The sequence below is a fragment of the Halodesulfovibrio marinisediminis DSM 17456 genome (assembly GCF_900129975.1).
Taxonomy (GTDB): Bacteria; Desulfobacterota; Desulfovibrionia; order Desulfovibrionales; family Desulfovibrionaceae; genus Halodesulfovibrio; species Halodesulfovibrio marinisediminis.
The window spans coordinates 527,111-547,261 of the sequence record NZ_FSRG01000006.1; the positions used below are offsets into that span (position 1 = coordinate 527,111).

Below are 20,151 nucleotides of genomic sequence, written 5' to 3' on the forward strand. Positions count from 1 at the left end.
TCTGGCTGCCTACATTGCAGGCAGAAAATCCACCTCTGCCACTGGCAGAGTCAGCGTAAAACTACTTCCCTTTCCTGGACTTGATTCCACAGAAAGGTTTCCGTTGTTACGCCTCGCAAGAGCATGAGAGATCGACAATCCCAGTCCGGTGCCCTGCCCCGCTGCCTTTGTTGTAAAAAAAGGCTCAAAAATTCTATTTTTCAGCTCGAGTGATAATCCGGCGCCTGTGTCCGTTACTCGAATAAGAACAGACTGTTTTGTACTGAAGGTTGAAACAATGACCTTACGTGCTTCACTTTCGCTCGTAGCAACGGCATCAATGGCGTTATTCACAACATTCAATAAAATCTGCTGAACATGACCTGATGACGCATATGCAGGCACAAAAGCATTCAATTGCCATTTAAACGCGATACCAAGCTCTGTTGCCTTAGGCTGTAAAAGGTGCCCGACATCTTGAACCACTGCGTTCACATCAACTTCAGCTTTATTCTCAGCGCCCTTGCGCGACATTCGCAGCAAGCCATGCGTAATGTCCGCGCAACGTTTGCCCTGTTTGCGCATCACATTGAGCGACTTATCCATCTCCGCAAACGTTGCACATAGCGCCTTTCTCGGTTCCTTATTCAGCAGATCAACCTGCTCCTGAAGATCCTCAAGCAACTCCTTAACCCAACCCGCTTCCTGAATCATAATGGCAAGCGGCGTGTTAATTTCGTGCGCAATTCCTGCAACAACTCTCGTTTGAGCAGAAAGCCGATTGGACTCAATTAACTTCTGTTCAAGTTTTTCCCGCAGTACCCTTTCCTGTGCGAGCTTCTCGTGAACAAAGCTTGAAAAAATGACTGAATTAAAAATGGATGTAACAAGAAGGGAAAAAAACAACGTCAGACACAAACCGAATGAGAAAGTAGCACCGGGGAGCAGGGACTCTATGGATACGCCATAAAAGACACTGCCTGCCCCCGGTACATACACATGTAGCCATACGCTGGAATTTGGTGAAATCGGCCACATGGGAACATATATTGAGCTTGTATGATCGCCGTTCTGGTTATGAACGGTTTCAATAAGACGCATTTGCTCTTCGACATCTTCAATGTTTGAAGACGTTATTGCATTTACTTCATTCTGGAGAATCCACTGCCCGCTCGGGAGCAACATGGACAACTTCACACGCATGTCCTCCGTAGTACGCATCTCGTGGCTACCTACCAATGCCTGCGCGTAACGGAGAGCAGGAGTTGCTGCATCCTCCAAAAAGTTTTGAACTACCCGACTGCACAGAACCACAAACAGAATAAACAGCGGTCCAATGCCAATCAAAAAAATTCGTGCTGCAAGCCAGCGGAAGGAGTTATGCGAGGAAATATACATACCCTACTCCTCCCGCGCAGCTTTGCATGACAACAGTAAACGAATGGCCCCAACAACACGTTCAGCCTTCATTACAATGCGTTTCATCAAGAGTGCCTGCTGACGATACGGAACAACTACGCTCAGCAGTCTCAGTATCGTTGGGATAAAAAGGTATGCAATGCCACCACATACAATGCTAGCCTTCACCGTGGAGATACAAGCTGCAGCAAAAGATGTGATCGAATCTTTCTGGCTGGCTGCGAGGAGCTTTTCTCCACAGACAAGGTTCTCAGTCCCATCGAAGAATAAAAAGGTGGTGGCACCTTTTTCATTCCACATGCTAGGACGACGAGCCTGAGTACCAAGCGCTGCCGGGAAGTTATATGTAGTAACATTGCATACCATGCTTTACATAAGGCAAGCGCTGTGCCAACTTTCACGACCTGTAGATAAAACAATAACCATCTATTTTTATAAAACTTTTTACAAACAACAAAAAAGAGTGCACCCAAAACAGGCACACTCTCTCGTCAGGATATTTTACAGTTGGTATAGTATTCTTTTACAGTTTCGTTCGAAACCCTTTACACCAGCCGTCCAAATTCCTTCACAATTCAGGACAACAAAAAAGGGCAGCTATGTTGCCGCCCTTTCTTATTTATTGAAACGCTTCCGGCGTAGAAAAGGTATCTACTTCCTCCGTAAAGGAAGACAGACCTTATCTCATCCGGTATTATTTAGAACTTGTCAGGCTACGCCTACCGTCCCTTATCTTTTAACCCGTATTTTTCAATTCGACTGAGTAACGTTGGTCTGGACATTCCAAGTAGCTTGGCAGCACGGGTTTTATTCCATGAAGCCAATTCCAGCGCCTCATTAATCACAATGGCACCGAAACGGTCTGCAAGAGTTTCAAATGTCTTTTCATGGTGTTCTGTAAGTAGCACTCGAGACACCCATGCACGCACATCTTCTTCATCACCTTCAGACTGAGGAGCTGCAGCAGCACCGTCCACAAGTTTTATGATGTCTTCTCTATCAAGCGGAAGCCCGCGGCTGAATATCAGCGCCTTATGCATCTTGTTGCTCAGCTCACGGACGTTTCCAGGCCAAGAGTATTTTTGCAGCGTTGCAAGCGCTTCTTCAGTTAACCCAGGATTATGCATATCAGAGGCACTGGCATGCATTGAAAGAAAATGCTCCGCAAGCATAGGAATATCTTCACTACGCTCACGAATTGGAGGCAGTTTAATGCTCACCACATTCAAACGATAATATAGGTCTTCCCTGAATTCTCCATTTGCAACCGCCTGTTCCAAATCCTTATTTGTTGCAGCAACAACTCGTACATCCACGGATATTGGCTGACTGCCCCCGAGACGTTCGACTTGCCGTTCCTGCAACAGGCGCAAGATTTTAGCCTGAATTGACATCGGCATATCACCTATTTCATCAAGAAAAACAGTACCGCCGTTTGCCAATTCAATTTTACCTGCCTTACGCTGGGAAGCACCAGTAAACGCGCCTTTCTCGTACCCGAACAATTCGCTTTCGAGCAGCGTATCCGGAATGGCAACGCAATTGATAATCTGAAACGGCGCTTTTGAACGCAGGCTGTGTTTATGAATAGCCTGAGCAACCAACTCCTTACCGGTGCCGGACTCACCACGGATGAGTATTGTTGCATCAGTAGGGGCAGCCCTGCCAATTTTCTTACACACGTCCTGCATAGCCCTGCTCTTCCCGAGCAGTATCGGTGTTTCAGAAGACATCGGAGTCGCGTTGGCCGTAGCTTCTGCCGCCTGAATTGCTTTTTCAATAAGGGAAAGAATCTCAGGAACATCAAAGGGCTTCATGACATAGTCAAATGCCCCCATCTTGGTTGATTCTATGGCGGTATCTGTAGTGCCATATGCCGTCATGATCAGAACCGGTAAGTCAGGATACAGCGCACGCAGTGCCTTAAATGTTTCAAGACCGTTCATGCCCGGAAGGCGCACATCAAGCACTGCAATGTCCGGACGTTCTTTTTCTGCCAGCTCAACACCTGTTTCACCGCAATGCGCTTCCACAACATCATACCCTTCCGCGCGAAGGATATTTTGAAAACTTTTACGCAACTGAGCGTCATCATCTACTAAGAGAATTTTTGCCATGTGTTCCCTCTTGTTGCTGGAAGCGCAAGTAAGAATGTTGTTCCCTGATTTTCAACCGAAGTAGCATGCAACCAGCCGCCATGCTCTTCTACAATTCGTCGTGCTATAGCAAGCCCAAGACCGGAACCTTCTTCTTTTGTACTAAAAAACGGTTCAAATATCTTTTCAAGAACTTCCTCAGACACTCCAGGCCCTGTGTCTTCTATTCTGATGAATACAATGGTTCCCAACGGATCAACAACGTCAGTTTTTTCCGTAATAGTAATTGAGCCCCCCTGCACCATTGCATCACATGCATTTAACAGCAGGTTAACAAGCACTTCTTTTAATTGTCCGCCATCAATAGGAATTGCAGGAAGAATTCCCGTTCGCTCCACAGAAACATTCACTTCCTGTGATTCAAAACGGTACTTCAGCAAACGCAACGCCATATCAACAACTTCTGAAGGGCTTTGAATCTTTGCCTTCAGTTCAGGTCGACGAGAAAATTCAAGGAAGTTTTTCGTGATGTTATCAATATGAGAAATCTCTTCACTTACAACATCAAAATCTTCTTGCTGCTGTTCATCAAGCTCTAATGATCTCTCTAAAGAGAACAGGCGCATTTTTACAGATGTAAGCGGATTACGGATTGAATGCGCAACACCGGCTGCAAGCTTACCAACCAGCGCCAATTTCTCTGAATGCACCAACGTTTCCTTTTTGGCATCAAGCTCTTTTTGTGCATCATCAATATGCGTAATCAACGATTCAACCTTATTGCTTAGTGCGAGCACATCGTTTTTTGTGGAAAGAGCACCACTTTCGCCCACATCACCTGTGGCATGTGCAAGGGTACGGATTGGATCAAGAATCTTTCTATATAAAAAGACAATAAGAAGAATCTCTATAAGCGCTGATAGAATTAACCCAGCCACAATAGTATCACTGAAAATCTCTGCTTCTTCCTCAAACTCTATACGATTCTGCTCAACGGCATGCAGGTAAAGTGCACGAAATTCTTTACTCAACAATAATAACGTGTTGAATTCATCACGGATCTTCCAGTGCAGTTCTGCCCCTGCTTGCGGCTGTCCCTCTTTGTATAGTTCAATAACTTCTTTCCTGCTTGCGTCATATTCCGCATACAATTTTTCAAGGTCAGCCAGAACAAGGGAGCTTTCTGGGGAAAATGCAGACTCCTTTGCTTTTTTTAACCAACCTTCAAAAAGCTCACGCTTTGTATCCAGCTCTTTTAACCACGCATCATCATGGGACAAAAGATAATATGTTGTGTTTCCCTTTTGATCCATCAAAGAAGCAGAGAGGCCGTGTGATGCTTCCAGCGCAGCCACGTTTTTCGCAGAAAGCTGTACCTGAAGACTTTGCGTCCGGTTTGTATACCACAGTGTTATACCCGCGCCAGCTAAGTTCAGAATAATAACGCAGAACAGTAACAATGCTATTCGGGTGCGTAATGAAAACATGCTTACTACCTTTTTTACTGCTTTCCATAAAAAGATAACGGGCCGACCTAATCACGAGGTAGACCCATTATACTTGTGTGCGCCAATGCCGTAACCAAAATATACTCTGCGTATTCCACACAGGAAGCATCATTATGGCTCTGCACCAACCTGCTCATAGGCTGCCATAACCGTGATGATAAGTGTTTCAAAATCTACAGGCTTTGTCATGTAAGCAAAAGCACCTAACTGCATTGCCTGCGTTTTTTCTTTTTCCCCACCGTGACCAGTTACGATTATAACCTGTACACCAGGGTAATTTTGCTTAACCCTTTCGAGCACCTCAAGTCCGTTAATACCCGGCATCATTATGTCGAGCAACATAACATCTGGAACGCCTTCTTCAACAATGGATAGCGCAGTTTCGCCATCCAGCGCAACAGTGGATCCAAAATCGCGCAGGCGTAGCCGTTCCGCAAGGGTCTCTACAAAATCCTGCTCATCATCCACCAATAGTAGCTTAATTTCGCGCATCTATACTCTACTCCACATTAAATAGTTACAAGACCATAGCGAACTTGATCTTGTCTAAGCCCCACTGTTTCCATAAAGGACATAAACTCTTGCTGCTCAGGTTCAGCAAGAGACTCCTTTTTGCCCATAAGCTGTCGGGCAGTATCCAAATGCCCTGCTTCTGCATACGTCATTGGAACAAACAGATTGTCCATTACGTCAAAAACTGTAGTTGCTTTTTCACGTTCAATACGGGAGGCCCAGTCTCCTTCTGCCATTGCTGCAGAAATCATATGGTCTTCCAGCCATCCATCAGCTGGCTGAGACAGCTTTGCGATATCCCGTGCTGTGGAATGAAAACCTGCTTCTGCAAAGGTTGCAGCTGTAAACGACTTTTCTAAAAACATAAAAACACCCTGCATGACTTCCTCCTTAATGTTTTCTTTGCCAGCCCTGCCCGACCGCAAAGATTGCCTCATTCTTTTCCTGTTCTACGCCTTCTTCGGTTCCATTGAGAAAGGCAACGTTATGGTGAACACACTTCCTGTACCGACATTACTGGTTACAGAAATGTCGCCGCCCAACTTACGAATAATCCCGTATGAAATGGCCAATCCGAGTCCGTTTCCGGCATTTCGTTTTGTGGTGAAAAACGGCTCGAAGATCCGGTCCATAGTTTCTTCACTCATACCGCAACCGTTATCCCCGATAATGACTTTAACCCCGTCTTCCATAGTTTTACTTTCGATATATATGACACCGCCCTCTTCCACTGCTTCCAGAGAGTTGCTTACAATATTTAAAAATACCTGCTGCAACTGCCCCTTATCGGACTCAATCTCAGACAACGCTTCTTGCAACATAAGGTTTATGGAAATTGAACGCTTGGTAAGTTCCTTTTCCAAAAACTCCAAAACTTCTCTGACAACCTCGTTTATATCCAGCCACTCTTTCTTTGGCTCAACCTTACGGGCAAAGCCAAGGAGTCTATGCGTTATAACACTGCATCGTTCAACCGAAGATGTAATTCCGCCAATTTGCCGATTAAGCATTCCAGTCAGTTCTGTTTCCGGAGCCCTCGCCAATATGTCATTCATTAGCCCTGACTTTTCTTTGATCACGGCAAGAGGATTGTTAATTTCATGAGCAACCCCTGCGGCAAGTCGGCCAATAGAAGACAACTTTTGTGTATGCTCAATTTCTTTCATAATATTTGCGCGGCATTCATCTGCCATCATCAGCTGACGGATAAGCACATTTGTCAGCCCGAACGCAACAAGGGTAATCAGCACGGCACCACCTATGAGCACCGCCAACAAGTCAGACCGTAATGAGAACCATGCTCCATTGCCCTGTGTGTCCGGCCGCATAGCCATCAATATGAATTCCGGCTGCATAAAATTGACGTATGTCGCTGAAAAATTGCCCTGCTCCGTTGTTATGACCGAATTACCACCTCGATACGCAGCATGGGGCAACTCAAATGGAACTGTTCCCAGTACAGGCCCAAACAGTCTGGACTCCGTTTGCAACACTTTGTTCTTATTGAGAAGAAATGCATCCACACCGGGAGCAAGATTCATGAAGGAGATCAGCTTAGAGAAAGGTTCAGTTGCAATGGTCGCCCGCAGAACCCACGGCTCGCCATCTGCAGATACGCTCTCAACTGCAATCGCAATGTGAGGCAGTTTTCGATACCCTAAAAATACGCTGCTTATATATGTTCCACGCACTCTGGTTTCATTAAACCAGTCATGCTCCGAATAATCGTTTCCTAACAGGTTGTATGGCCCTGCATATGCAACCTGCCTTCCTTCAGAGTTAATCAGCCCTAAATCCACAAGCCCTTCAAATTCTTCTTTTGCCTTATGGAATATTTTTCGAAGGTTCTGCGTATCTGAAAGCTCTTCAATGCTGTGTGTTGCAGCAATAAAACTCACCGCAGAGAGCCGCTCATTTAAATACAGTTCAAAAGAATATTTAGTCTTATTAACGAGGCTAAGGGTAGATAACCGCTGTTCTTTTTCCAAAGAAGTCTTGTAAATATGGAAGTTGATCAGCGCCATAAGGCACAATGGAACAAGTGCCACCATCCCGAAAAGTCCGATCATCTTAAATCGCAAAACATTATACCGACGCAATCCGCCTTCCTCTTTGGGGATAAAATACTTCCCGAAAAATTTTGATAAACGACTCAATGCAACCATCAGCTATATCCCCACTCTAAACGACATTACAGGGCATTTGCTTATTTCACTTGCCAAACTAAAAGCAAAAGGTGTTCCACTTTTTTATCCATACAAAACAAGACAATAGGCAGCTCAAAATTTTCAGAAGCCCAAAAAAAACGTCAGTTCTCTTTACAATCGTAAAGAAACCTGACGCATACACAGACACCCTGACAGTACTGATTCTACCTGTATTTCCAAGCTCAAGCACAGCTATCGAAAACACATAATCAACCTATACGACACATGCCACAGCCCTCATTGCCTAACTTAAAAATTGATTGAGAACCTATATATTCGACAATGCAAGTTCTCAAAATCTAATTGGTCTTTCCATCCCAGCACCGTATATTTTTATAATACCATTTTCCCTAACCTAAACTCCTTAGGAGTCAGCCATGCTCGTTAATTGCTTTAAAGATGCTGACAATTCGTTCAAGGTGTATTTTTGTAATGCTCATAAAAAACATAAATCGATTCCGGAGAACGCACAGCTTGTAAGCTCACAGCCCATTGAAAGGTGGCAGAGGGCTCCACTTTACAAACACCACGACATTTTTGAAACTATTCAGCGCCACGGAGTCTGCATCGTTGACCACAACGTCAAGTAATCACCAAATTTCTATGACAATGCCCCACATAGGATACTCTTATGCGGGGCATTGTCTTTGTATTCAATATATTATGTAAAAAAAGGTAGAACTTGGGATTACACACAAAAAAAGCCAAAAGTGAACCGCCTGAAGCCCCTTTCGGGAGCGTAGTGCTTCAGGCGGTTCGGTAGACTTACTATCCCCACTGTAGGGAGTGTAGGGGGGGTAGAGATCTATCCGAAAGTAATGGAATCTCCATTATCCAGATAGGCTGTGTCTTTAAACGAAGTCGAGTGTGCCTTTAACGTCAAGTGATTCAGCGCTAATAAACTTCTTGGCACACAACACACCCGTACAATGGTTGCAGCCAATATATTCGACTCCGTATTACCCTCAGGAGATAACTAAGCCATAATATGTAATCTCTCAGACTTCAGATGCTGAGAATTACAAAAAAACAATAGGTGAAAGGGAAAAGATACCAATAAGGATACTAAGTCCCTTTGACAGCGGCAGCTCTTTTTCAGTTGCAAGCAGTTCATCAAGGTACTTACTAATAAATTTTATAGTCCCCCAACGGAGCTAATGTGCTTATTCTCTGTCTTATTGGACGGTTCACCTACAAAATAAACTGCTAAAAAGGGGGAGTTAGAAAAAAACTTCGAATCATCTTCACAACAAATCCCCCTCAAACTCCTGCATTGCTGCAAAAACCAAGTCTGTTGCTTTTACATTGCAATGCTTCTCTGCTGCATAGGAATAGAACAGAATATACCTACGTACAATTTCAGCTGCGTGTCCTCTATCCCGCTCCCTTAGCGCATGGATCAACTTCACATGTTGAGCGAACATCCTGTCCCGTTCTTCCTGCGTCAACCGCGTGATTATTGTTCCCAACAACTCAGAATAGGAAAAAAGCTGCTCAACAACCGTTACCAAATACTGGTTATTAGTTCCCTGCGCTAATATCCGGAAAAAGCTAACTACATCATCATAAATAAGAGTTGTTTCACCGGACAGTAGACTACGAGACAACGCGATGTTAGCCTGCTGTAATCTATCAATAAGCCGCACACCTATATTTTCCGCACTCTGTGCAGCCACAATGGGAAGCAGCAAATACGATCCTTCATTCCGTTCTGCCATCTCCCGTACTGTGTCATGTCCTCTGGATTCTTCCATGTCCTCTGGATTCTTCCATGTCTTCGGCGTCCAGCGAACACGTATGCAAGTAGGTTCCACTCCCTTTTCGGATTGACACCAACCGGCACGCTTCCATTTTATGCAGAATATTACGCAACGTATTTCTGGAAACACCTAATAACGGTGCAAGTTCCCTTTCCGACGGAAGACGATCCCCCGGCTGAAGATTGCGTTCCTGCACAATTGCTGAAAGCTTTTTCACTAATTCCTGGTAGCTTTTCACACACCCTCCCGCATAGCTTGTGCTGTATCGCTACAGGTTACAGTAAGTTGAAAGTTACCTTCCTCAAAAATCAATAACAATAAAAAGTAATTTTTTATACTATTGTTAACCCAATCTAACGCAAAATAACCCAAAATTGCGATTGGGTGAACCAGTTGGAACAAAAAAAACCACCCGTACTTTCGTATGGGTGGCCTACTATTTAATATAATATCACAAACTCGACATATTGAACGTACTACATTTTGCCAAAATCACGCCGTCTCCATGTCCATGCAATATCCATAAATGGTTTTAGCATCTCATCATAGGAATCAAACAACTTATCTTTGAACATAGAAGTCTTTTTTGAACAGACAATAACTACGTTGCGCAATACCCCACGAACGTAATACGGCTTTGCATAATAGGAGCGGATTCCGCGTGGGACAAATATCGCCCAGTCAATAGGTTTAATACTGTCGAGTGTATCATCCACAATAAGATACTTATGATTATAATGCTCAATATCCTGCGCAATAGTTCCTTTGTGCGGGTGAAGTTCTCCCTGAACAGCACCTTCCAAAAGCCTTCCCACTGTAGTAAACAACTACTTTGCCTTTCCGCCTCAAGACCTCAGAAAACAACAAGCCGTCGGTTCCCTCTTGCAGATGCAGCTGTTTTTCCATTGCCTTCAACGCATCTACGATATCGATCTTATACTGATTTCCTGCAGCAGGAGTCGGCTTGGGATCTTCTTGCTCCAAAAGCATCTGCGAACTTTCTACAAGTTCATCTTCCGCTATCCTCGTCACCACAGCTGCAGTGTCTGTCACATCACTTAATGTTCCGTGATAGTAATTTGAATCATATGAACTATGCGTGCCAGTCAGTTTAAGCCACATTCGTTTTCCAAACTTATTAGTAATTCGAAAAACTGTGGAGGCACTTTTACGTTCCTTCATCCTGTCAAAAAATTCGTCGACCCGTTCTTTTTCTCCGGGAAGCAACAGCTTGTCCCTGAAAGCTATATTTTTCATGAACAACGCTGTATCTTCATCTAAACCTTCGATGACGAATTCATTCAAAATCTCAATTCGGGAACGGGGGATTTCAACTCTCCACAGCAACGCCTGTAAATCGTTAACAAAACACAGCAGCTCATGATCTGATATGTTCGCTACAGGTCTGAGGCACCCTTCTTTTTCCTGATCCATGTGTAATCCGTCTTAAAAAAATACGAGTTAGCGGAGTAAAATTATCCAAAGAGAAAAGATATGAAGCTCTCAATACAAATTGCAAGCCCTAAAAAAAATAAGTTGTCACACTCCCTAAAGAAAGCAGAAAGTAATACATTGTTTATTTTATACAAAAGGACAATAGCATTTAATAAAATTTAAATTTGACTTCTCAATTAATGCCTTATCAAGAATAACTTGAGAAGCATTTTTATACAAGAAAAGCAAATAGTAAAACCGCAGTTACTCCTTAAAAGCTCTGTGATGAAAAAAAGATCTAAGAGATGTCATGGGTAAGAAATTTCATCAATTAGTCACACTTTGTTAACGAACTTGACATAAAGAAACATCTATGTCGGATTACCTACTTCATCCGTTTCAAGGATGCCCAAACGATTCTAATTAGCTACATCAAAATTCAATAACGACCTCTAAAACATAACGAGATACTGATGCATTCCTCATTGCCTGACACACACAAAAACAACCATAACGACACGCCTGTGTTAGAATTTGCAAATGTCAGCTTCGCGTGGCCCGGCGGAGCGGGGCTACATAATGTTTCATTCGCTGTCCCCAAAGGCCAATTCGTACTCATTTCCGGTCCATCCGGTTCTGGCAAGTCCACACTTTTACGACTTGTTGTCCGTCTGGAAGAAGCCAAGGAGGGACAAATTCTTCTACACGGCACTCCGATAACTAATTTTTATCCGCCGTTATTGCGTACCCATATTGGCTTTGTACAACAGCAACCAACTCTGGTTGCCGGCTCTGTCCGTGAAAACCTATTATTTCCCTTTAGCCTGCACAGCAGAAAGACTTGTAATCAGCCTGAAGAAGAAAGTCTTATTCATTGGCTCAATAGACTGGCACTAAATAACATTTCATTGGATGACCCTGCTGAAACATTATCAATAGGTCAACAACAGCGACTCTGTTTTATCCGCGCTGTCCTGACAAAACCAGATGTAATCTGCCTTGATGAACCTACCAGTGCACTTGACCGTGAAAGCAGGCAGTGCGTGGAACATGCTGCCGAAGAGCTGGCACAGCAAGGTACAGCAATTATGATGGTTAACCATACCAGCTATCACCCAACCTGCCCGCATATGCATCTTTCTGTTGCAAACGGCATTGTGAGTGTAAGTTGATGACATCATTTATTTCCATTTCATGGACACAACTTGTAATTGCACTCGGACTTGTCAGTGTTTCAGGCGCAGCATCCCTCTATTACCATCTAAAACTGGAACGCGACCTGATCGTCGGCGTTATCCGAACGTTTGCCCAGTTGCTGGCGATGGGGTACCTGCTAAACATCCTTTTCGGTCTGAACAACGCATTTCTCGTACTGGCTGTATATATCCTCATGACATTCGCCTCCGTACATATTGTACATGGACGTGTTAAAGAAAAGCAGGTTGCCTACTTTGCTCCGACAACTCTTGCGGTGATGATTAGTTACTCTCTTATTACTATTGTTGTGACTAAGGTTATTATCGGCGCTGATCCATGGTGGAGTCCTCAGTATTTTATCCCTATTGGCGGTATGATTGCCGGTAACTCAATGAATGCCCTGTCACTCTCGTTAGAACGTTTCTTCTCGGAACTTCGTACAAAACGAAATCAGGTTGAAATGTATCTATGTCATGGCGCAGACTACAAAGAAGCAACAGAAGCCATATTCCGAACCTCCCTGCGTGCCGGTATGATTCCGGCAATTAACTCCATGATGAGTGTAGGGCTGGTATCTCTTCCTGGAATGATGACTGGTCAGATTCTCGCAGGAGCGGACCCGCAAGAAGCTGTCCGCTATCAAATTGTTGTTATGCTGATGATAGTCGGGTCAACAGCACTTGCATCAATTTTGGTTCTTCTACTGGTTCGCAAACGATGCTTCACCTCTGCAATGACTCTTATTCTCACAAGACAAAATCCTTCATCTTAGCAAGTTCTCACGTCTGACATCTAAACAACAAAAAAAGAGCCTGACATCGAAATGTCAGGCTCTTTTAATTGTATTTCTATGTGGCTAGATTCGCTTCAGTCCATCAATTACCTGAGTTAATTCACCGGACAAGCGTGCAAGCTCACTCATTGCCAGAGCAGATTGGCTCATAGATTCAGCTGTTTCACCAGCAATTCTATTCACTTCCTCAGTATTCTGACTGATCTGTTCAGAAGCAGCAGATTGTTCTTCGGCTGCCGTAGCAATGGTGCGCACCTGATCAGATGTTACTTCAACAATGCGTACGATTGTGCCAAGAGCTTCACCAGCCTGCTCTGCCAGTTCAGTACTAGCGCCTACGGTTTTCACCGCGTCCTGCATACCAACAATATTTTCACGGGTTCCCTGCTGAATTGCTGAAACAGCGCGTTCTACTTCAGAGGTTGCCTGCATAGTTTTTTCAGCAAGTTTACGTACTTCATCTGCTACAACAGCAAAGCCACGTCCAGCTTCCCCGGCACGAGCAGCTTCAATAGCTGCGTTCAGAGCAAGCAAGTTAGTCTGATCTGCAATATCAGAAATAACATTCATAACGTTGCCGATGCCTTCAGCCTGAACACCTAAATCGCCCAATCCGGCTTCAAGCTTAGTAGCTTCTTCATTAACTCGCTGAATGGAGCGAACGACTCCTTCAACAATTTCACCACCAGTCTCTGCATTCGAACGTGCTTCATCCGCACTTTCAGCAGCTTGTCCTGCATTCTGAGCAACTTCGAGAACAGTTGCGTTCATCTGCTCCATTGCAGTCGCAGCTTCTGCAGTACGTTCTCGCTGAACGTCAGCACCACGGCTCGCTTCATCAACCTGTGCAGCGAGCTCATCAGACGCTGAAGAAATCTGCATTACGATACCTTCAAGCTGTGACGCCGCCTGAAGCATACCTTCACGCTTAGCCACTTCAGCCTGAGCACGAGCTTCTTCAGCCTGTTCCAAAGCAATCTCGGCTTCACGACTTTTGGTTTCTGCTTCCTTGGTTTTCTCGTCAGCCATGCGCATATTATCCAGTAACTTGTTTACCATATCCTTCATAGCAAGATACAAGGTAAGAAACTCACTGGAGAATTGCTTTTCATCAGGCATAGCCTCATAATCACCTGCAGCCACGTTTTCAGTTGCTTTAATCAGTACTGCAAACGGCTTAGTGAGGTAAGTAACAATAGCAAAAATAACCAATGAAATAAGGAGAACTGCAACAATAGAGAACATAACGCTAAACTTCACAAACTCGTTTGCGTCCTTGAAAATAGTCTCTGTTGGAATAATTATGAGAATACTCCAAGGGCTGTCAGTTCCAGAAATGGTAATAGGATCAAAAGCATACATGTACTCCTTATTGTCCAGAGGAGACACGGCTGTAAAATGAAGTGCTTCACCATTCTTTACTGCATTGCTAATCTTAGCTCTATCTTCAGGGAAAAACGCTTCGGTAACATTTTTGCCCACAAGATCCGGATTCGGATGCGCAACCATATATCCGCTTGTAGACATAATTGCGGCATGACCAGTACCCATCGGTCTAATCTTCTCTACCATGTCCTTAAACGCAGACAGAGTGAAATCGATACCCACAATTCCTAAAAACTTTCCAGATTCAAACAGTGGCACTGTAGCAGTTGCCATGTACTTCTTTGCTACAGGGGCAAAGTACGGCTCTGTCAGTACAATAGAGCGCTTGTCTCTCGGCTCCATGTACCAGCCTCTATTTGTTTCTGGACTGTGCTGTGTTAAATCTTCTGCTTTGAATGTACCGTTAGCTTTCCAGAAGTAAGGTCCGTAGCGTCCGTCTTTACCCCACCATTCTCGCTTGCCCGCATACTCTGCGTCGCGACCATCAAGCCCGTTCGGTTCAAATACAGCCTGAATACCGTAAAAAGAATGACCATCACGAATTGAATCTTTCATCATCTGGTCGATAGCATCACGATCCATTGTCTCAGGATTTGTGCGCATTGCTCGAACAACTTCAACCAATGTCTGAGACACGCTAATCGCTTCTTCAATTTCGAGTTTTACCTCGTTACCGTATTTTCCCCCAACAAGCTTTGCCTGTTCTTCGGCCTGTACAACTGCCATCTGTCGAGCTTCGCCAGAAAGCTGGTAAGAATACACGCCAAAAACAATACACATCGCAATACACAAACAAAGAATAATCTTATTCCTAAACTTCATGCGATCGAACATATTAGCCCCTTCTAACAAACACGAACTTTCTCGCACCAGTACCAGTTCTCGTGTGTTAAACATGATTCCGAAAGGGAATAATCACCCCAAAGTTTCTGCCATTGTGCCGGTCGCAATAATACTGGCTCTCTGCCATAAAGAGTACGAATGAACACTCTATGTATTTAATATTGCAAATAAAAAAGTCAACAAAAGCTATGTTGACTGCTATTATCATAGGCTTTAAGAATCTAAGTAGTTATTTACTAATAATTACCATAATGCCATCGCCCGTGATTCAACACATACGTCAGTAAACTTAGCCAACGCATGCTTATCGGCTAATAACTAAATAACATTACAAGAAAAAAACAATACATCTTGTTGCAAATATTCAACATTTACAGTCAATCACCGACTGTTAATCTTAATTTATTATCTTAATTACACCTTTCAGCAAACCTTTTAAAGAATATAGCCTTACAATATAATTGCGTGCCATTGAAGCCGGTAACGAATCTTGAAACATTATTCTTGCAAGAAAACGAGCATTTTTTTGTGCCGACTCTGCTCTTTTCTTTTGACGTTTTACATACTTTTCCAATGCTAACGAAAGATAGTCCGCATCGGTACGGGACAATTCATCAGCTAAAGCCGATGCTGAATCCATTGCCATAGACGCGCCTATACCCGCAGTAGGCAAAAGTGCTGTTGCAGAATCACCTAACAAAACAACGCGTTTCGAAAACCATCGTGTAGCACGGCAATCTTCCAAATCCCAAAAGTGTGCACTTTCAAGCCCTTCCAAAGACTGCAAGGCCGACTGCAAAATACCAACGGGAAGTTGCTTGCGGATCTCCTCTACAAACTCAGCAGCGGTAAATTGTAAAAGCTTACTCTTGTTACCCCCCATAAAAACAGCAAGCTTATTGTGCACAGGATAAATCCCTACAAACCAGCCATCAGCCCATAACTCTCTATAAGTTGCTCCATCAAACCCTTCCAGTGAGCGCCATGCACCCCAACCGCCCCAGCCTGTTGTCTTATAAGCATAATCTTTCTGTTGGAAGATCATGGTACGAACATCAGAATGGATACCGTCTGCACCGACAACTAAATCAAACTCCTGTGCTGAACCGTCAGAGAATGTCACAACCGCGCCGTACGGGTTATTCTGTATATGCTGCACAGTAGCATTGTAAAAGATGTTTTCTTCCGGAATGCTACTTCGTAACAAAGCAAGTAACAGCCCTCTATCCACTCCGCGAATATCCCCATATGCATCGTTAAACTCAGTCAGGGAAAACTCTTTAAGAACCTTGCCTGTGCTATTGTGTAAAATATACCGTTCCATTTTTCGGCTTATCTCTTGATATCGCACGTACATACCAAGTCCGTGCAATACTCTTGCCCCCAGAGGATACAACCCAAGGACATACCCGCTAGCACCATTCTTACCACCACGCTCCACGACCACAGGATATTCTCCATGCTGATGAAGCAGCGCTGCCAGAGTACTTCCAGCTATGCCCCCTCCTACAATAAGTATGCGTAGCCTTGCTTTTTCCAACACAGGCCTCATACAGCCTCCGATAGTCAAACGGCACATGGATTGTTGCGTGGTCATGGCATTCCTCCCGAGTAATAGGACTTCTCTTATAGTACGAAAATAACGAAGGAACGACCTGTATTTTGTATTACTAACCCACATTTCGACATTAGTCGTTTAGACGTTTGCCCATAAAAAAACCTCCCTAAAGGGAGGTTTGATTTCATACATATCATGTAAGCCTTTCATCGGCAGCGACATTTTTCTTATCTTCTTCCAAAGCATGCTTCCAGGCAGCCCTGCCGATAGTCCGAATTTCTTTCTCGCCATGTTCTTGGACCCATAAATCCGCCGCTGTTGTTCCATCCGTAATAATATTAATACGCTCTGGATCATCGGTCTGCGTTACAAGAACATCTGCATTAGGAAACATTTCTTCAAGAGCAGCACGAACCACCGTACAGAACTTTTCCCGCTCTTTTACAGACTGAATCTGAACATCTGTTCGCAACACGTTATATTCAATACTATTAATTCGCTCGTAGTAGTCGAAAAACATATAGCACCCCTTTTTGTTTTGCTGACTATTTTACCACAAGCTGCACACAGAGACAGCAATACGCGAACAAGTTCTGAATATTAATCATCGCTTAACATTGAAACCGGATAACACACTGTCACGATAAATAAATTTGTTCCCTCAGGCTCTTAACCTACCTGTAGCCTCCTAAAAGAAACGCTTTCATAATCCATCTTCTTTATGCGCAATGATACAGTGAGTACTGATGGGACAACACTGGAGAAAAGCTTATGGTGCCTGCAGCAGAATTTCACAGAATATTACAGCTAGGGAACAGAAACTTACTGCTTTTCGCAGTATCCCTTGCCATAGCAATGGGCATCCGATTTCCACTTTCGCAGGAAATGCTTCACGCTTTCAATTTCACGACCCCGCTGGTTGCCATAATCTTTCTTGCGCAGGGACTGAACATGAACTTCAGCCATGCAAACAAAATCAGGACATACCTTCGCATCATCATCGCAGGAGCCATACTAGCTGTCATCGCTTATCCGGCATTAGCGCACACAGCCGCCAGCCTGTTTACACTCAAGGATGATCTTGCACTGGGTTTTATTCTTATCTGCTGTTTTCCAAACTCACTTGAAGCTGCTATGGCTATGAGCATGAATGCCAGTGGAGACCGTATTACCGCTGTGGTTCTTCTTGTTGGCCTGAGCCTCATAGGAATTATCAGCATTCCTCTTAATATTTATATATGGATAGGAGAAACAGAACAAATTAGTGCCTCAATAGTACTGACTAAAATCATCGGATACATTTTCATTCCAATAACCATCGGGCAACTTCTGAGAAAAGTATTTCCAAAACTTCCGGACAAAACCAAAACACTCTCCCACTATGTACCTATATTCTGTCTAGCCGCTCTCGTGTATCTTTCCTGCTCACGAGAGGCTGAAGTAATCCGACAACTCCATCTAGGTGACCTCATACACACATTTTTTCCCTGCGCATCACTTCATCTCTTTGTACTCATTACAGCACTGGTTGTTGGAAAACACATCCTGCACCTTCCCAAAGCGGACAACCGCTCCTTCATTTTCATTATTTCCGAAAAACCCATGTCGCTTTCTGTGGCATTATGGAGCGTGACGTATGCAGCCTCGCATCCTACTTCTATCTTTCCGATTCTCGTTTTTTATATTGGCCAAATGGTTATCGACAGTTTCATCATTTCACGTATGAAACTAAGGGATTATTTAGAACAAAAATAAAAAAAGCGCGGCCTGACATGACCGCGCTTTTGGTACTAACCTATTTTGCAATAGGGAATCCGGCATCCTTCCATGCTCGTATTCCACCGTCCAGATGCAAAACAGAAAGTCCGGCATCCTTCATTATAGTCTTTGCACGCTGGCTACGATTGCCAGAACGACAATACACCACGTACGTTACATTTTTAGGCAACCGCTTAACGGCGCTTTCAAAGCTAGATGCAGAGATTGGAAAAAACTCTGCGCCCTCAATATGTCCTTCTGTGAACTCCTGAATACTACGCACATCAAGAATAAGATACTTTCCTTTATTTGTACGTATAAACTCATGCACTTCAGCAGGAGAAGCATCAATTACCTGCAGCTTCTGTGCCTGCGCTGTAACAGCGAGCAGCAGAAGCACCACCATTAAAACAGTCTGTAGTTTTTTCATCTCTTACGGCTACCCTGTCTTATTTTTTCAACATTACAGTTCAGTGTTACTCAACGGAAAAAACAAGTTCAACACGAACGGTACATGTTGAAGCCTGCGGCTCGTACATGTTGGCATCTTCTGCCATAGCAGATTTAGCCATGTACATTCGTGGAGTCATTTCTCCATTAATTACGGCAGTACTAATCTTTCCAAGCTCAGCATCCATCAATTCTGCCATAATTGCAGCACGTTCTTTCCCACGTTCAACTGCGCGCTTTAATGCTTCTTTTTCACATGAACGGCGTGAAGTCTCATCAATCTGAGTGTACAGAGGAGACACCTCTTCTACTCCGCTGTTAAGAACAGCCTGTGTCACTTCCTGTGCTTTTTTAAGATTAAGCACTTTTATAGAATAGCTTGCACGAGCCTGATAGCCGATAATAATACTCTCATTATCTACACGTTTGTATCGAGGAGAAAATGAAACGTTTGCTTCAAAATCCTTAGTAAAATCCTGAGCAAACGCTAAGTTCTTTTTCAGTGTTCCGGTTAATGCTTTTGCCTGTTCTGCAAGCTTGTTCTTAGCTTCCTTGGCTGTCATTGTTTTGCCATTCTCTTTAAGCAAAGCGACAATCACCTGAGAAAACGAAAGAGTACCAGAAGTAGGCATAACTTCTGCCTTACCGGTTTCATTCAAAACGATCTGACGTGGAAGTTCCTGAGCGCTCTGAGCAACGGCAGGTGCCATCAACAACGCAAACACAAAAAAAACAGACATATATCGCATATACTTTCTCCTAATCTTCTTTGATTGTTGTCACCGTACCAATGTGTACTGTACGATGTCACCGAATACATATTTTTCTCAACTATTCGCACTTTTTCAATGTGTTTTTTCACTACATAAAAAGGACTACACTAAGATATTTGGCAATACATCTCTTAGACATCATAAGCGAATCATCACTAACTTTATTGTTTAACATAGTGATACCGCTTACGTTCCCCGCGTCACCCATTTCCTACTAATCTAGACTATATTTGCCCATACTCCCACACTCTTCGCAATACAACATAACCATATACAATATATATACTTTTTTATTGTTTTTTTGACATTTTTTTGACACAGTCCCTCTGAAAACTTGAAAAAAAAGTTTCGTTCCTATTGTCTTAACCGGTTACATGCCCTATGAGAGGCGAAGAATAGGTCGTTCGAGTTTTTTTCGTTTAACGATGTGTGCACACCGCTCCTTGGATGTGCAAATTGCTTACTCTATGCTGGAGA

19 protein-coding genes are annotated in these 20,151 nt (G+C 43.7%); 3 read left to right on the forward strand and 16 right to left on the reverse strand.

Features of this window, described 5'->3' with window-relative positions:
* Positions 1-9: 9 nt before the first annotated feature.
* The 11 genes from BUR09_RS13590 to BUR09_RS13645 all read right to left on the reverse strand — a co-directional run bounded on the left by BUR09_RS13590 (position 10) and on the right by BUR09_RS13645 (position 10,916).
* Positions 10-1,377 (reverse strand): sensor histidine kinase, encoded by a 1,368-nt coding sequence (locus BUR09_RS13590; protein WP_074217479.1) that lies wholly within the window; start codon positions 1,375-1,377, stop codon positions 10-12.
* Between the two features lie 3 nt (positions 1,378-1,380).
* A complete protein-coding gene (locus tag BUR09_RS13595) occupies positions 1,381-1,764 on the reverse strand; it encodes a hypothetical protein (protein WP_074217480.1) in 384 nt (127 codons plus the stop codon).
* A gap of 353 nt (positions 1,765-2,117) precedes the next feature.
* Positions 2,118-3,515: a sigma-54-dependent transcriptional regulator gene (locus tag BUR09_RS13600; protein ID WP_074217481.1), complete on the reverse strand. Its 1,398-nt coding sequence runs from the start codon at positions 3,513-3,515 to the stop codon at positions 2,118-2,120.
* Positions 3,497-4,981: an ATP-binding protein gene (locus tag BUR09_RS13605; RefSeq protein WP_074217482.1), complete on the reverse strand. Its 1,485-nt coding sequence runs from the start codon at positions 4,979-4,981 to the stop codon at positions 3,497-3,499. Before BUR09_RS13605 ends, BUR09_RS13600 begins: the two co-directional genes overlap by 19 nt.
* A 132-nt stretch (positions 4,982-5,113) precedes the next feature.
* Positions 5,114-5,494 carry a response regulator gene (locus BUR09_RS13610; RefSeq protein ID WP_074217483.1) on the reverse strand — a complete coding sequence of 127 codons (381 nt, stop codon included), beginning with the start codon at positions 5,492-5,494 and terminating at the stop codon, positions 5,114-5,116.
* A 17-nt stretch (positions 5,495-5,511) separates the two neighbouring features.
* Entirely contained in the window at positions 5,512-5,895 is a 384-nt protein-coding gene (locus BUR09_RS13615) for a hypothetical protein (RefSeq protein WP_074217484.1), read from the reverse strand.
* 69 nt (positions 5,896-5,964) lie between these two features.
* Positions 5,965-7,680 (reverse strand): sensor histidine kinase, encoded by a 1,716-nt coding sequence (locus tag BUR09_RS13620; protein ID WP_074217485.1) that lies wholly within the window; start codon positions 7,678-7,680, stop codon positions 5,965-5,967.
* 1,286 nt (positions 7,681-8,966) lie between these two features.
* Positions 8,967-9,476: an FCD domain-containing protein gene (locus tag BUR09_RS13630; protein WP_084539491.1), complete on the reverse strand. Its 510-nt coding sequence runs from the start codon at positions 9,474-9,476 to the stop codon at positions 8,967-8,969.
* On the reverse strand, positions 9,454-9,720 hold the full coding sequence (locus tag BUR09_RS13635) for a GntR family transcriptional regulator (protein ID WP_074217488.1): 267 nt from the start codon (positions 9,718-9,720) through the stop codon (positions 9,454-9,456). The genes BUR09_RS13630 and BUR09_RS13635 overlap by 23 nt, the downstream gene beginning before the upstream one ends.
* Before the next feature lie 238 nt (positions 9,721-9,958).
* Positions 9,959-10,285 (reverse strand): hypothetical protein, encoded by a 327-nt coding sequence (locus BUR09_RS13640; protein ID WP_139296849.1) that lies wholly within the window; start codon positions 10,283-10,285, stop codon positions 9,959-9,961.
* Positions 10,224-10,916: a hypothetical protein gene (locus tag BUR09_RS13645; RefSeq protein WP_074217490.1), complete on the reverse strand. Its 693-nt coding sequence runs from the start codon at positions 10,914-10,916 to the stop codon at positions 10,224-10,226. Before BUR09_RS13645 ends, BUR09_RS13640 begins: the two co-directional genes overlap by 62 nt.
* A 473-nt stretch (positions 10,917-11,389) precedes the next feature.
* On the opposite strand from BUR09_RS13645, the gene BUR09_RS13650 reads away from it, so the two are divergent.
* Both BUR09_RS13650 and BUR09_RS13655 read left to right on the forward strand, forming a co-directional pair.
* Complete coding sequence (locus BUR09_RS13650; protein ID WP_074217491.1) at positions 11,390-12,088, forward strand: ABC transporter ATP-binding protein; 699 nt, start codon at positions 11,390-11,392, stop codon at positions 12,086-12,088.
* Positions 12,088-12,885 (forward strand): ABC transporter permease, encoded by a 798-nt coding sequence (locus tag BUR09_RS13655; RefSeq protein ID WP_074217492.1) that lies wholly within the window; start codon positions 12,088-12,090, stop codon positions 12,883-12,885. The genes BUR09_RS13650 and BUR09_RS13655 overlap by 1 nt, the downstream gene beginning before the upstream one ends.
* Positions 12,886-12,969: 84 nt before the next feature.
* On the opposite strand, the gene BUR09_RS13660 is transcribed toward BUR09_RS13655, so the two are convergent.
* The 3 genes from BUR09_RS13660 to BUR09_RS13670 form a co-directional block, all read right to left on the reverse strand.
* Positions 12,970-15,126: a methyl-accepting chemotaxis protein gene (locus BUR09_RS13660; RefSeq protein WP_074217493.1), complete on the reverse strand. Its 2,157-nt coding sequence runs from the start codon at positions 15,124-15,126 to the stop codon at positions 12,970-12,972.
* Between the two features lie 406 nt (positions 15,127-15,532).
* A complete protein-coding gene (locus BUR09_RS13665; RefSeq protein WP_175566039.1) occupies positions 15,533-16,732 on the reverse strand; it encodes an FAD-dependent oxidoreductase in 1,200 nt (399 codons plus the stop codon).
* Between the two features lie 154 nt (positions 16,733-16,886).
* The gene (locus BUR09_RS13670) at positions 16,887-17,213 is read right to left on the reverse strand and encodes a hypothetical protein (protein ID WP_074217495.1); all 327 of its coding nucleotides are present in this window, start codon (positions 17,211-17,213) and stop codon (positions 16,887-16,889) included.
* 251 nt (positions 17,214-17,464) lie between these two features.
* On the opposite strand from BUR09_RS13670, the gene BUR09_RS13675 reads away from it, so the two are divergent.
* Entirely contained in the window at positions 17,465-18,448 is a 984-nt protein-coding gene (locus BUR09_RS13675; RefSeq protein ID WP_074217496.1) for a bile acid:sodium symporter, read from the forward strand.
* Between the two features lie 40 nt (positions 18,449-18,488).
* Here the strand turns inward: BUR09_RS13675 and BUR09_RS13680 are convergent, their stop codons facing one another.
* Together BUR09_RS13680 and BUR09_RS13685 are read right to left on the reverse strand one after the other, a co-directional pair.
* The gene (locus BUR09_RS13680) at positions 18,489-18,881 is read right to left on the reverse strand and encodes a rhodanese-like domain-containing protein (RefSeq protein ID WP_084539493.1); all 393 of its coding nucleotides are present in this window, start codon (positions 18,879-18,881) and stop codon (positions 18,489-18,491) included.
* Between the two features lie 46 nt (positions 18,882-18,927).
* On the reverse strand, positions 18,928-19,650 hold the full coding sequence (locus tag BUR09_RS13685; RefSeq protein WP_074217497.1) for an SIMPL domain-containing protein: 723 nt from the start codon (positions 19,648-19,650) through the stop codon (positions 18,928-18,930).
* Between the last annotated feature and the right edge of the window lie 501 nt (positions 19,651-20,151).